The 13,440-nt window shown below is 66.2% G+C and carries 14 protein-coding genes; 7 read left to right on the top strand and 7 right to left on the bottom strand.

All coding sequences use genetic code 11. The features are described 5' to 3' along the window. Window positions 1–32: 32 nt before the first annotated feature. Window positions 33–1,409 (bottom strand): Trk system potassium transporter TrkA, encoded by a 1,377-nt coding sequence (gene trkA / locus QO033_RS01230; protein ID WP_284479096.1) that lies wholly within the window; start codon window positions 1,407–1,409, stop codon window positions 33–35. 124 nt (window positions 1,410–1,533) lie between these two features. Here trkA and QO033_RS01225 point away from each other — a divergent pair, with 124 nt between their 5' ends. Further along, complete coding sequence (locus tag QO033_RS01225) at window positions 1,534–2,001, top strand: hypothetical protein (protein ID WP_284479095.1); 468 nt, start codon at window positions 1,534–1,536, stop codon at window positions 1,999–2,001. A gap of 37 nt (window positions 2,002–2,038) precedes the next feature. Here QO033_RS01225 and ntrX read toward each other — a convergent pair whose 3' ends face one another. The 5 genes from ntrX to dusB form a co-directional block, all read right to left on the bottom strand. Further along, window positions 2,039–3,466 (bottom strand): nitrogen assimilation response regulator NtrX, encoded by a 1,428-nt coding sequence (gene ntrX / locus QO033_RS01220; RefSeq protein ID WP_284479094.1) that lies wholly within the window; start codon window positions 3,464–3,466, stop codon window positions 2,039–2,041. Continuing rightward, entirely contained in the window at window positions 3,463–5,748 is a 2,286-nt protein-coding gene (locus QO033_RS01215) for a sensor histidine kinase NtrY-like (protein WP_284479093.1), read from the bottom strand. Before QO033_RS01215 ends, ntrX begins: the two co-directional genes overlap by 4 nt. A 110-nt stretch (window positions 5,749–5,858) precedes the next feature. After that, window positions 5,859–7,229 carry a response regulator gene (locus tag QO033_RS01210; protein ID WP_284479092.1) on the bottom strand — a complete coding sequence of 457 codons (1,371 nt, stop codon included), beginning with the start codon at window positions 7,227–7,229 and terminating at the stop codon, window positions 5,859–5,861. Then, window positions 7,229–8,314: a two-component system sensor histidine kinase NtrB gene (locus QO033_RS01205; protein WP_284479091.1), complete on the bottom strand. Its 1,086-nt coding sequence runs from the start codon at window positions 8,312–8,314 to the stop codon at window positions 7,229–7,231. The genes QO033_RS01210 and QO033_RS01205 overlap by 1 nt, the downstream gene beginning before the upstream one ends. Further along, window positions 8,311–9,270, bottom strand: a complete 960-nt coding sequence (dusB, locus tag QO033_RS01200) for a tRNA dihydrouridine synthase DusB (RefSeq protein WP_407682079.1) — start codon at window positions 9,268–9,270, stop codon at window positions 8,311–8,313. The genes QO033_RS01205 and dusB overlap by 4 nt, the downstream gene beginning before the upstream one ends. A gap of 251 nt (window positions 9,271–9,521) precedes the next feature. Here dusB and QO033_RS01195 point away from each other — a divergent pair, with 251 nt between their 5' ends. Genes QO033_RS01195 through QO033_RS01185 form a run of 3 tightly spaced genes read left to right on the top strand, consistent with a single transcriptional unit; the run spans window position 9,522 to window position 11,627 of the window. After that, window positions 9,522–10,661, top strand: coding sequence for a bifunctional 2-C-methyl-D-erythritol 4-phosphate cytidylyltransferase/2-C-methyl-D-erythritol 2,4-cyclodiphosphate synthase (locus QO033_RS01195; RefSeq protein ID WP_284479089.1), 1,140 nt, complete (start codon window positions 9,522–9,524; stop codon window positions 10,659–10,661). Between the two features lie 4 nt (window positions 10,662–10,665). Next, on the top strand, window positions 10,666–11,151 hold the full coding sequence (locus QO033_RS01190) for a phosphatidylglycerophosphatase A family protein (RefSeq protein WP_284479088.1): 486 nt from the start codon (window positions 10,666–10,668) through the stop codon (window positions 11,149–11,151). Between the two features lie 5 nt (window positions 11,152–11,156). Then, window positions 11,157–11,627: a CinA family protein gene (locus QO033_RS01185; protein ID WP_284479371.1), complete on the top strand. Its 471-nt coding sequence runs from the start codon at window positions 11,157–11,159 to the stop codon at window positions 11,625–11,627. On the opposite strand, the gene QO033_RS01180 is transcribed toward QO033_RS01185, so the two are convergent. Beyond that, the gene (locus QO033_RS01180) at window positions 11,624–12,079 is read right to left on the bottom strand and encodes a type II toxin-antitoxin system RatA family toxin (protein ID WP_284479087.1); all 456 of its coding nucleotides are present in this window, start codon (window positions 12,077–12,079) and stop codon (window positions 11,624–11,626) included. The two genes, QO033_RS01185 and QO033_RS01180, sit on opposite strands and share 4 nt — an antisense overlap. 73 nt (window positions 12,080–12,152) lie before the next feature. On the opposite strand from QO033_RS01180, the gene hpt reads away from it, so the two are divergent. From hpt to QO033_RS01165, 3 genes are all read left to right on the top strand, one after another. Further along, window positions 12,153–12,692 carry a hypoxanthine phosphoribosyltransferase gene (hpt, locus tag QO033_RS01175; RefSeq protein WP_284479086.1) on the top strand — a complete coding sequence of 180 codons (540 nt, stop codon included), beginning with the start codon at window positions 12,153–12,155 and terminating at the stop codon, window positions 12,690–12,692. Then, window positions 12,689–12,874: a hypothetical protein gene (locus QO033_RS01170; protein WP_284479085.1), complete on the top strand. Its 186-nt coding sequence runs from the start codon at window positions 12,689–12,691 to the stop codon at window positions 12,872–12,874. The genes hpt and QO033_RS01170 overlap by 4 nt, the downstream gene beginning before the upstream one ends. Window positions 12,875–12,976: 102 nt before the next feature. After that, on the top strand, window positions 12,977–13,429 hold the full coding sequence (locus QO033_RS01165) for a c-type cytochrome (protein ID WP_284479084.1): 453 nt from the start codon (window positions 12,977–12,979) through the stop codon (window positions 13,427–13,429). Window positions 13,430–13,440 lie beyond the last annotated feature (11 nt).

Below are 13,440 nucleotides of genomic sequence, written 5' to 3'. Positions count from 1 at the left end.
GAACAGCCCGTATTGTTCCGCCGCCCGCATGATCAGAAGAAATCGATCGAGACCTGGAGCAGACGCTCGACCTCGGGCACATCCGCGGCCATGGCGAAGATCGCAACGACGTCGCCCTCCTCGATCCTCAGCTCGCCCGCCGGCCGCATCACCTTGCCATCCTTCAGCACCGCGCCCAGCAGCACCCCTTCGGGGAAATCGATATCGCGCAGCCGCTGCCCCGCCATCGGCGAGGTCGACAGTACCTCGGCCTCGATCACCTCGGCCTCGGCATCGCCGATGGAATAGACCTGCCGCACCCGTCCGTGGCGGATATGGCGCAGGATCGAGCTGACGGTGGTGGCGCGCGGGTTGATATAGGCGTCGATGCCCAGAGGCTCCATCAGCGGCACCAGGGTGGGATCGTTGATCAGCGCGATCGCCAGCGGACAGCCCTCGGCCTTGGCGCGCACCGCCGACAGCATGTTGGTCTTGTCGTCGTCGGTGATCGCCAGCATCGCATCGGCCCGGGCGATCCCGGCCTCCTTCAGCAGCGCCGCATCCAGCCCGTCGCCGTTCAGCACGATGGTCCGTTCCAGCGCCTCCGCCGCGCGTTCGGCCTGGGCACGGTTGCGCTCGATCATCTTGGCACGAGTCCGGGTCTTGCGGCTTTCCAGCGCGCGGGCGACCTCCAGACCGACGTTACCGCCGCCGACGATGACGACCCGGTCCTGGGTCTTCTGGGTCTTGCCGAAGACCTCCATGGTGCGGTCGACATCGTCGACATGGCAAAAGACATAGCAGCTGTCGCCGGCGAAGATCTGGTCGTCCGGTTCCGGTGCGAACAGCGTCCCCTCGCGCCGGACCCCCACCACGATGGCGCGCAGGGTCGAGAACAGATCGGTCAGCTGGCGTAGCGGCGTGTTGATGATCGGGCAGCTTTCCTCCACCGCGATGCCCAGCAGCTGCGCCTTGCCGCCCATGAAGGTCTCGGTATCGAAGGCCGCCGGCGCCGAAAGCCGCTGCATCGCCGCCGCCGCCACCTCGCGCTCGGGCGAGATCACCACATCGATGGGCAGGTGATCGCGGCGGTAGAGATCGGAATAGATCGCCGTCAGATAGGATTGCGCCCGGAGCCGCGCGATCTTGCGCTGGATCGAGAACACCGAATGGGCCACCTGGCAGGTGACCATGTTGACCTCGTCCGAATGGGTGGCGGCGATCAGCATGTCGGCGTCATTGGCGCCGGCCCGCTCCAGCACGTCGGGGTAGCTGGCGAAGCCCGCGATCCCCTGCACATCCAGCGTATCGGTGGCGCGCCGGACCAGATCGGGGTTGTTGTCCACGACGGTCACGTCGTTGTGCTCTCCGGACAGGTGCCGGGCGATCTGCCAACCCACCTGCCCCGCACCGCAAATGATGACTTTCATCGCTTCCGTGCCTCTGCCGATCCTGTCTCAGTCAGACTGTTTTGCCAGAGTGCTTTGAATGACAGATGGTCCCGGGGCGGTCAATTCAATTGTACCGGCGCCGGCGTTGCGGCATGCTGCGGCCATGAAACGGAACCTTGCCCCGATCGCCCTGACCCTGCTGCTGGCCGCCTGCGCGCCGATGTCGATCTATTATCGGCCCGGCGCCCCGGTGGCGCAGATGGAAAAGGACACCACCCTGTGCGAGATTCAGGCGCTGAAACAGGCCCCCGTCGCCACCCAGATCCGGCAGATGCCGCCGGTCTACGTGCCCGGCCGGCGGGTCTGCGATGCACAGGGCAATTGCTGGGTCCGCCCCGGCTTCTGGCGCCAGGGGGAGATCTATACCGTCGATGCCAACGCCAGTCTGCGCGCCCGGGCCAAGAGCCTATGCATGGCCGAGAAGGGCTATAGCCCGGTCAGCCTGCCGCCCTGCCCGCCCGAGGTGAAATCGGCCACCCCGCCGGGCGTGACCACGGTGCTGCCGCAGCTGACCCAGAACGCCTGCGTGATCCGCAACAAGGGCGGCAGCTGGCAGATCGTCACCCGCTGAGCCCGGCCCGCCGCACTCCGCCGGCCCCGCACCGGCTTCAGTCGACGGCCTCGTCGACAGTCTCATCGACAGTCTCATCGACACGGGCCACCCTGGCGCCGGATTTCGTCGTCGTCACCACGCCCAGCGACTTCAGCTTGCGGTGCAGCGCGCTGCGCTCCATGCCGACGAAGCTGGCAGTGCGGCTGATATTGCCGCCGAAGCGGTTGATCTGGGTCAGCAGATATTCGCGTTCGAAGGCCTCGCGGGCCTCGCGCAGCGGCAGCGTCGCCAGCGCGCCGGAGAGCACGACACGGCCATCGTCGGCGGCCTTTTCCTCATCGCTCGGCAGCTCGCGCGCCTCGATCGGACCGGTGCCCTCGCCCAGAATCAGCACCCGTTCGATCAGGTTCTTCAGCTGGCGCACATTGCCGGGCCAGACCATGGTCTGCATCAGCGCCGCCGCCTCTTCGGTCAGCTCGCGCAGCGGCAGCCCCTGGCTGGCATGGCAACTTTCGATGAAATGCCCTGCCAGGAGCGGGATATCCTCACGCCGGTCCTCCAGCGAGGGCACCGCGATCGGCACCACGTTCAGCCGGTGATAGAGCTCTTCGCGGAACCGGCCGGCGGCGATTTCCATCTCCAGGTCCCGGTTGGTCGAGGAGATCACACGGAGATCGACCCGCACCTTGTCGGTGGCGCCGACCCGCTGGAACTGCTGATCGACCAGCACCCGCAGGATTTTCGATTGCGTCCCCGGCGGCATATCCGCCACCTCGTCGAAGAAGATCACACCGCCATGCGCCTCTTCCAGCAGGCCGGGCTCCACCCCACGCTCCTGGGTTTCGCGGCCGAACAGGACCTCTTCCATCCGCTCGGGCTCGATACTGGCGCAGTTGACGCTGACGAAGGGCGCGGTCGCCCGGCTCGAATTGGCGTGGATATAGCGCGCGGCGATCTCCTTGCCCGAGCCCGCCGGCCCGGTCAGCATCACCCGCCCGTTGGATTTCGTCACCTTGTCGAGCTGCCCCATCAGTGCCCGGAAGGCGGCGCTGTGGCCGATCATCTCTGTCGTGGTCACCTCGCGCCGCTTCAGCGCACTGTTTTCCCGGCGCAGGCGCGAGGCCTCCATCGCGCGGCGGATCACCACCATAAGCTGATCGATGTTGAACGGCTTCTCGATGAAATCGTAGGCGCCCTGCTTGATCGCCGCCACCGCGATTTCGATATTGCCATGCCCCGAGATGATCACCACCGGCACATCGGGATTGTCCCGCTTGACGGTCTTGAGGATATCGATGCCGTCCATCCGGCTGTCCTTCAGCCAGATGTCCAGGATCAGAAGCGCCGGCGCCTCGATGTTGATCGCGGCCATGCATTCGTCGGAACTGCCCGCCTTGCGGGTGGCATAGCCTTCGTCTTCGAGGATATCCGAGATCAGTTCCCGGATATCGCGCTCATCATCCACAATCAGAATATCACTCATGTCAGACCTGCTATAATATTATTTTTTCCCTGCTGCCCCGTCCGTCCCGAACTGCCCTGCGGCTGCCCGGTCGGCAGGTGGATGACGGCCATCGCGCCAAGGCGCGCGGCGCCGTCGAACGGCGGCGCGTCCTCCAGCGTGAGGCTGCCGCCATGTTCCTCGATAATCTTCTTCACGATCGGCAGGCCCAGGCCGGTGCCCTCGTCCCGCGTCGTCACATAGGGTTCGAACAGCCGCGAACGGTCCTCCGGCAGGCCGATGCCATTGTCGGCGACCGTGATCTCGCACCCGTCCTGCTGCGCCGTCAACCGCACCCGGATCTCCGGCTGAAAGCCCTCGGGCGGGCCCGCCCGGCGCAGGCTCTCGATCGCCTCGCCGGCATTCTTGATCAGGTTGGTCAGCGCCTGCGACAGCATGGTGGCATCGACCTCCGCCATCAGCGGCGCATCCGGCAGATCGGCCTTCAGCGTCACGTCGGGCTGGCCGGTCTGCTGCAGCAGCACCGCATCGCGCACGATCTTGACCATGTCCTCCTCGCGCCGGTCGGGTTCCGGCATCCGCGCGAATTTGGAAAACTCGTCGACGATGCGGCGCAGATCGTTGGTCTGGCGCACGATCACATCGGTCATCGACTGCAGCTGATCGCAGTCGGTCTCGGACAGTTTCGGCGCGAACTTGCGCTTGATCCGCTCCGCGCTCAGCTGGATCGGCGTCAGCGGGTTCTTGATCTCATGGGCGATCCGGCGGGCGACATCACCCCAGGCGGCCATCCGCTGGGCGCTGACCAGATCGGTCACATCGTCGAAGGCCACCACATAGCCCTCCAGCCCGCCATCGGCGCTCGACCGTGTCGACATCCGCACCAGCAGATGTTCCAGCTGCCCCTGCCGGCTGACCTTGACCTCGCCCTGGGCGATGCCGTTGGCGGCGGCGCGCAACCGGTCGAACAGCGGGCCGAACTCGGGCACCACCACCTCCAGCGCCAGGGCTGTTTCATCGCCGGACCAGCCCAGCAGCCGTTCGGCCGAGCGGTTGACGAAGGTCACCCGCCCCTCGGCGTCGAGCCCCACCACCCCCGATGTCACCGAGGACAGCACGGAATCGAACAGCCGGCGCCGCACCTCGATCTGCCGGGTGTTGGCCAGAAGCGTCTGGCGCTGGCCCTTGAGCTGCCGGGTCATCTGGTTGAAGTAGCGGCCGAGCATGGCGATTTCATCGTCGCCCTCTTCCTCCAGCACCTGCACATCGAGATCACCGGCCCCGACCCGCTGCGCCGCTGTGGTCAGCCGCCCCACCGGCCGCGACAGCCGCTCGGCGAACCACAGCCCCAGCCAGACCGCCGCCAGGATCAGGATCACCGCAAAGCCGATATAGAGCAGGCCGAATTCGAACAGCACCCTGCCCCGCTCACTCTCCAGTTGCTGGTAGAAAACCGCGGTCTGCTTGGTGTCGTCCAGCAGGTTCAGGATATCGCCATCCACGTCGCGGCTGACATACAGGAACCGGTCGACGAAGCCATTGAGCCGCACCAGCGCCCGGAATTCATTGTTGTCCCAGTCCTGGATGATCACCAGACCGGTCTGGTCGGCCTCGGCGATCTGCTCCGGCGAGGGCTTTTCGAAGTCGAAGAGATAGGACCGTTCGCCCCGGGCGCGAATCTCGCCGGTGCCGTCGATCACATAGGCCTCGCGCAGGCCGCGCTGGATCTGGCTCTGGCCCTGCGCCAGCATCTGGCGCAATTCGGCATCGTTGACGAAGAAGACCACGTTGCGGCTGCTGTCGAGGAACCGCCCCAGCGCCCGGGCGTCTTCCTCCAGCGCCTGGCGATGTTCGGTCTCATAGGCCTCCGCCGCGTCGAGCGAGGTGCCCACCACCTGCCGCACCCGGTCGGAGAACCAGCCCTCCAGCCCGATGTTCACCGTCAACGTGGCGAAGACCGCGACGATCACGGTCGGCACCAGCGCCAGGAAGGTGAAGACCCCGATCAGCCGCAGGTGCAGGCGGGATCCCGCCGATTTCGCCCGCCGCGCCACGATCAGCCGGCCCAGCTGCCCCAGCACCAGCGCCGCGACCACCAGCACATAGACCAGATCGATCAGCAGGATGACCCGCAGTTCCGGCGAGGAGGCACCCTGATCCAGCGGGCCCAGCACCATGAAGGTGGCCATCGCCAGCGCCGGCCCCAGAAGCACCAGGCCAAGCGTTCCGATGTTGCGTGCCCGCCGGGTGCGCCGCCATCGGTTCACCGCCGGGAACAGCCCGTATTGTGACCGGCTTGTCACCTGCCGCCCTCATCAAGATGTGCCGCTTGCGCGGCCAACCGCCAAATCTCGTGGTCTATTCCGGTCCCGGCACGACACTGGGACCAGACTGCCACGGTTCTGTGGCGATTTTACATCAACTTTCGGCGGCGTGTCACCTGAATATCAAGGTCGGTGATTTTCTTTCGCAGCGTATTCCGGTTGATCCCCAGAAGTTCGGCACATTTCGCCTGGTTTCCACCGGTCGCCTCCAGCGCGATTTCGATCAGCGGGATCTCCACCTCACGCAGGATGCGGGCATAGAGCCCCGGCGGCGGCAGCATATCGCCATGCAGGTCGAAATAGCGCCGCAGATGCCGCGCGACCGAAGCCGAGAGTTTCTCCGACCCGCCGCCGTCCAGCACCGGTTCCATCTCTGGCTGGCGGCCCAGAACGGTTTCCACCTCGGCGCGGGCAATCTCCTCGGCACGACCGGTCAGCACCAGCCGGCGCACGGCGTTTTCCAGCTGCCGCACGTTGCCGGGCCAGGAATAGGCACGGATCAGCGCCTCGGCCTCTTCGCCCAGGTGCCGCTTGGGGGCGCCTTCGCGTTCGGCGCGCGACAGGAAATGCGCCGCCAGCAGCGGGATATCGTCGACCCGTTCGCGCAGCGCCGGCACGTGGATCGTCGCGCCGCTGAGCCGGTAATAGAGATCCTGGCGCAGCCGGCCGTCCTCCATCGCGGTGGACAGATCGTGCTGGCTCGTCGCCATGAACCGCGGCTGGTGATCGCCCGGCGCATCCATCATCCGCACGATGCGGGCCTGAATCTCATCCTCCAGATCGCCGATCTCGTCGATCAGCAGCGTGCCGCCCTTGACCCGCGCCATCACCCGCGCCGGTCCCTCCAAATCCAGAAGATCGGCACCGGAGACGGTGACGAAGGGCAAGGTGCGGCGGTCGGAGAAATCGTGAATCGCCCGCGCGATCAGCGACTTGCCGGTGCCGCTTTCGCCGGTGATCAGCACCGGCAGATCGGTGTTCATCACCCGCGCAACCAGACGATAGAGCGCCTGCATCACCTGAGTGCGGCCCACCAGGGGCAGCTCGTCCGGACGCTCGGGGGCCTCTTCCTCGATCTGGCGCGACGGGGCGCGGCGTTTCTGTTCCAGCGCCCGGGCGGTGCGCTTCATCAGATCGGGCAGATCGAAGGGCTTGGGCAGGTAATCATAGGCCTCGGCCTCGGCCGCCTGGATCGCCGTCATGATGGTGTTCTGCGCCGAGATCACGATCACCGGCAGACCGGGCCGGTCCTGGGCGATCTTCGGCAGCATCTCCAGCCCGTTGCCGTCGGGCATGATCACGTCGGAGATCACCACGTCGCCCTTGCCCTCGCCGACCCAGCGCATCAGCGTGGTCAGCGACGAGGTGGCGTGAACCTTGCAGCCCGCGCGCGTCAGCGCCTGGGTCAGGACCGTTCGGATTGTACGGTCGTCATCCGCGACCAGAACCGTTCCATCCATCAGCTCTTCTCCTTGCTTTCATAGTCCCTGGGCACCCGCGCCAGAGACAGCCGGAACACCGTGCGCCCGGGCACCGATGTCACCGAAATCCACCCTCCGTGATCCGAAACGATCTTACTCACCAACGCCAGACCAAGTCCCGTGCCATTCTCCCGCCCCGACACGAAGGGGTCGAAGATGTCGCCCCTGATGTCTTCGGGCAGACCGGGGCCATCGTCTATAATCTCCACCTGCAGCGGCAGGGACTGACCGGTCCCATCGCTGCGCCGCAGCCGGAAGGAATGTTCGAAATAGGTATGCAGCCGAATGGTTCCACCTTTGGGATCAGCGGCTTCGGAGGCATTCTTCAACAAGTTCAGGATGACCTGCAAGAGCTGGTCCGGATCGCCCCAGGCCAGCGGCAGAGAGGGGTCGTAGTCCTCGATTATCTTCATGTGGGCGCCGAAGCCCAGCAGCGCCGAGCGGCGCGCCCGGTCCAGCACATCGTGGATATTGACCGGCTTCAGATCAGGCGGGCTGAGATTGCCGAACTGCTCCACCTGCTCCAGCAGCTTCACGATGCGGCGGCTTTCCGCCACGATCAGGTCGGTCAGCTCCAGATCCTCCTGGCTGAGGTTCATGCTCAGCAGCTGCGCCGCGCCGGTGATGCCGGCCAGCGGGTTCTTGATCTCATGCGCCAGCATCTCGGCCATGCCGATGGCCGATTGCGCCGCCGATTTCACCGAATGGCTCTGGGTCATCCGCCCGGCCAGCTCACGCGGGGAGATCAGCATGATCATCTCGCCCGGCCGGCCCGACAGCGGCGCGATCTGCAGCGCGCATTGCAGCGGCGCCCGATTGCCCGAACCGACGTCGATATCGTTGACGAACAGCGGCGTCCCGTTGGTCCGGGCGCGGTCGAAGGCATCCTCGATCGGCGCGTCGATGGCGATCATGTCCCAGATCGGCACCCCGATGACAGATTTGCTCGAGGCGTTCAGGAACCCTTCGCCGGCGGAGTTGACGTCTAGGATGCGATCGTCGGCGCCGATCAGGAAGGCCGGAACCGGAAGCGAGGCCCAGATGGTATTGTCGACGGTGTTCATGCCGCGTACCCCACCGATCGCGGATCGTCCTGCCCTGCCGCCAGCGCCTGCGGCAGCAGCCGCAGCACTTCGACCGGATCGCGGGCGGTCAGCACCGCGCGGCGCAGCGCCACGCCGGTGCCGGCGTGATCCATGTACCAGCCCAGATGCTTGCGCGCCACGCGCAGCCCCAGATCGCGGCCATAGAAGGCCAGGATCGCCTGATAATGTCCCGCCACCAGATCGGCCAGCGCCGCGCCGTCCGGCACCTCCGGCGCCGCGGCGCCATAGAGGCGATGGGCGATCTCGGCCAGCAGCCAGGGCCGCCCCTGCGCCCCACGGCCCACCATCACCCCATCGGCGCCGGACAGTTCCAGCGCGCGGAGCGCATCGTCGGCGTCGCAGATATCGCCATTGGCCACCACCGGGATGCTCACCGCCTGCTTCACCCCCGCGATCGCAGCCCAGTCGGCCTGCCCCTTGTAGAACTGGCAACGGGTGCGGCCGTGGATGGTGATCATCCGGATCCCCGCAGCCTCGGCCCGGCGCGCCAGCTCCGGCGCGTTCAGAAGATTATCGTCCCAGCCCAGCCGGGTCTTCAGGGTCACCGGCACATCCACGGCGCCGACGACCGCCTCGATCAGCGTCAGCGCGTGATCGAGGTCCTTCATCAGCGCCGAACCGCTGGCACCGGCGCCGCTGGCGCTGGTGACCTTCTTGGCCGGGCAGCCCATGTTGATATCGATTGCCGCAGCGCCCCGGTCGGCGACCTGACGGGCGGCCTCGGCCATCCAATGCGCCTCGCGGCCGGCAAGCTGCACGGCGGTATTTTCTACGTCCATTCCCAATTCGGCCTTTTCGCGCACGCCCGGTTTGGCCTGAACCATCTCCTGACTGGCGACCATTTCGCTCACCACCAGTCCGGCACCGAAGCGCATCACCAGATCACGGAACGGCCTGTCCGTGATTCCGGCCATCGGTGCCAGCGCCACGGGGGGCGAAAACGGGAGCCTGTCGAGGAAGATCGTCAATTGCCCAATCCTTGTGCATATGCCGACTACTTATGGGAGCTCAGGCGGCGCTACAATGTATCGCGGCGCCTCAAAGCCCAAGAATGGAACAGACGCCCAATTATTGGGCAGATTCCCAGCGGTCATTGCTTCGCCCTGCATCAGCCCATAAACAGCGGGATGAGCAGCGGCCGGCTGCACGGATCGGAGCGGAACAGATGACCACAGCGGCGCTTCTGGTGGCGGCGGGACGCGGACAGCGCGCGGGCGGCGGCCTGCCGAAGCAATGGCGCCCGCTGGCCGGACGGCGGGTTGCCGACTGGACGCTGTCGCAATTCCGCGCCCTGCCAGAGATCGGTCCCATCGTGCTGGTCCTCTCTGCCGAGGACACCGCCGCCTGGGACGAATTCGCACAAGACCCGCGGCTGATCCTGGCTGCCGGGGGCGACGACCGCGCCGGATCGGTACGCAACGGGCTGGCCGCGCTTGAAGACAGCGGCGCCGACAGGGTGCTGATCCACGATATCGCCCGCCCCTGCGTCTCCGCCCGGCTGATCCGCGACGTGATCGCCGCGCTCGACCACTCCGCCGCCGCCGCGCCCGGGCTGGCGGTGACCGATGCGCTCTGGACCGGGGCGGAGGGGCGGGTCACAGGGGTGCAGGACCGCAGCGGTCTCTTCGCCGCGCAAACGCCGCAAGGGTTTCATTTCGACGCCATCCGCGCCGCCCATGCCGCCCACCCTGGCAGCGCCGCCGACGATGTCGAGGTGGTGCGCGCGGCGGGCCTTACAGTCACCATCGTGCCGGGCGATCCCGACAATCTGAAAATCACCACGCCCGGCGATTTCGCCCGGGCCGAACGCATATTAGGACAGACAATGGATATACGGCTTGGCAACGGATACGACGTGCACCGGTTCGGACCGGGGGATCACGTCACCCTCTGCGGTGTCACCGTCCCGCACAGCCACGGGCTGGTCGGCCATTCCGATGCCGATGTCGGCATGCATGCGGTGACCGATGCGATCTATGGCGCCCTGGCGCAGGGCGATATCGGCCGCCATTTCCCGCCCTCCGACCCGCAGTGGAAGGGCGCCGACAGCGCCATCTTCCTGCGCCACGCGGGCGATCTGTCGCGGCAGATGGGCTATCGGATTTCCAACGTCGATTGTACGCTGGTCTGCGAACGCCCGAAGATCGGGCCCCATGCATTGGCGATGGCAGAGGCGATGGCCGCGATCCTGCAAATCCCGGCCGACCGGATTTCGGTCAAGGCGACCACCTCGGAGCGGCTGGGCTTCACCGGCCGCGAGGAAGGCATTGCCGCGCTGGCCACCGTCGCCCTGATCGGAGAGTAAACCCATGCTGCGCGCCATCAACACCTTCGGCTTCGTCGGCCTGCTGCGTCCGGCCCCCGGCACCTGGGGATCGCTGGTGGCGGTCCTGCTGGGCTGGGCCATCGAACACTGGCTGGGTTTCATCCCGCTGCTGGTGGCCTTCGTCGCGGTGACGGTGCTGGGCTTTGCCACTGTCGGCGCGGCGCTGAAGGACCGGCCCGGAGAGGACCCCTCCGAGATCGTCATCGACGAGGTGGCAGGCCAATGGTTGGCGTTGCTGTTCCCGGCCATGGGTTTCTGGATGCGCGATTTCCCGATGGTCTGGCCGGGGCCGGTGGCGGCCTTCCTGCTGTTTCGCCTGTTCGACATCTGGAAACCCTGGCTGGTCGGCCGCGCTGACCGTCGCCACGATGCCGCCGGCGTCATGCTGGACGATCTCTGGGCCGGCATCTTCGCCGGGATCGTCAGCATCTTCCTCGCCGGGCTCTACCACGGGGTGATGATGCGATGAGCGGGATCGACGTCGCCGCCCTGCTCGACCGCGCCCGCCGCGCCGGGCTGCATGTTGCCACCGCGGAAAGCTGCACTGGCGGTATGGTTGCCGCGGCGCTGACCGATATCCCCGGCTCCTCCGACGTGGTGGAGCGCGGCTTTGTCACCTATACCAACCGCGCCAAGGAAGAGATGCTGGGCGTCACCCGCGCCAGTCTCGACACCTTCGGAGCCGTGTCCGAACAGGTGGCGCGAGAGATGGCCGAGGGCGCGTTGGCCCATTCGCCCGCCGATCTGGCGGTGTCGATCACCGGCATCGCCGGCCCCGGTGGATCGGAGTTCAAACCGGAGGGGCGGGTCTGCTTCGGCCTGGCCATAAGGGGCGGCGCGACCGTGACCGAAACGGTGGAGTTCGGCGCGCGTGGCCGGGCCAATGTCCGGGCGGCCTCCCGCGATCACGCGCTGGGGCTGCTCATCGGCGCGCTGCCGGCTTAGGCCCGGGTCCCGTAGAGCGCGGCGGCCCGGTTTTCGAACGCCTTGACGATCCGCTGCATCGCCTCGTTGAAGACGACGCCGATCACCTTCTGCAGCACCACGTTCTTGAATTCGAAATCGACGAAGAAGGCGACATCGCAACCGCCCTCGGGGCGGTCGGTGAATTTCCACTGAGACTTGAGGAACTTGAACGGCCCGTCCAGATATTCGGTGTCGATCACCAGATCAGCCGGCCAGAGCGTGACCCGGCTGCCGAATTTCTCGCGGAACACCTTGAAGGAGATCACCAGATCGGCCTCCATCACCTCGGCCGCGCCCTCAGCATAGGTCCGCCGGATCCGTGCCGCGGCGCACCAGGGCAGGAACTGGGGGTATTTCGCCACATCGGCCACCAGATCGTACATCTCGCGGGCCGAATAGGGCAGTTGGCGGGTTTCAGAGTGGGTGGGCATCCTGACGCATGGTTTCCTGGGTGACAGTGGCGCCCCATGTCGTATGGTTGGGCGCGAAGATCAAGGGGAAGCCATGACACAGCGGCCATATGTCATCGACGAAATGATTTCTGCCAAAGCAATCGCCGCCCGGATCGAAGTTCTGGCGCGCGAGATCGAGGCGGAATTCGCCGATACCGACAAGCTGGTGGTGGTCGGGCTGCTGCGCGGCTCCTTCGTGTTCATCGCCGATCTGGTGCGCGATCTCGATCTGCCCATCGAAGTCGACTTTCTCGAGGCCTCCTCTTACGGCGATTCCACCGAAAGCAGCCGCGAAGTGCGCATTCTCAAGGATCTGCGCGGCGCCATCGAGGGCCGCGACGTGCTGGTGGTGGAGGATATCGTCGACACCGGCTTCACGCTCTCCCATGTCATCAGCCTGCTGAAAAGCCGCAAACCCGCCCGGATGAGGGTGATCGCGCTGCTCGACAAACCCTCGCGCCGGGAAATCACCGTGCATGCCGACTGGATCGGCTTCGAGATCCCCGATGAATTCGTCGTCGGTTACGGCATCGATTTCGCCCAGAGGAACCGCAACCTGCCCTTTATCGGCAAGGTGCGGTTCAACGATTGAATTTCTTCTGGCTGCTGCGGATGAAACGGTGGGCGCAGCACCCGCCGTCCAGGAACCGTGTGCTGCTGGTGCTCGCCGTCATCGCCATCTGCCTGCTGCTCTACGGGATCGAACACTGGTTCGGCTGGCCCGAGGCGCTGACGCCGGCCGGCAGCGGCCGGCGCGGCCCGCTGCTGCGGTAAAACATCACAGCCCCGTGAGGTCGCCCCGAAATCTTTTGGCGCGGGCACAACCTCCGCGATAGCCTACCCCCGCACGTCTGTTTTGTTCATTTCGAGGTCGCCATGAAGACGAAGATTTTCGCTATCGCCACCGCAACCGCCCTGCTGGCCAGTACCGCCGTTGCACAGGATTTCTCCGCCCCGCTCAAGGCCCGCCAGGGGCAGTTCCGCATCATCGCGCTGAACCTCGGGATCCTGGGCGGCATGGCCCAGGGCAAGATCGCCTATGATGCCGATGCGGCGCAGCGGGCCGCCGACAGCCTGGCGGCGGTGTCGCAGATCGATCCGGCGCCGCTCTGGCCCGAGGACTCAGACAACGAGATGACCGAAGGCACCCGCGCGCTGCCGGCGATCTGGACCGATCACGACGGCTTCCTGGACAAATGGGCCACCTTCGGCACCGCCGCCGCCGGAATGCAGAGCGTTGCGGCCAACGGCCAGGAGGCGCTGGGGCCGGCCATGGGACCGCTGGGCGCCAGCTGCAAAGGCTGCCACGCGACCTATCGCGCCAAATAAGCTTCGCCTGA

The organism is Pseudodonghicola flavimaris (genome assembly GCF_030164425.1).
GTDB classification, from domain to species: domain Bacteria; phylum Pseudomonadota; class Alphaproteobacteria; order Rhodobacterales; family Rhodobacteraceae; genus Pseudodonghicola; species Pseudodonghicola flavimaris.
The sequence above is the reverse complement of the archived record's forward strand: the minus strand, read 5'-3'. Positions and strand labels throughout refer to the sequence as shown.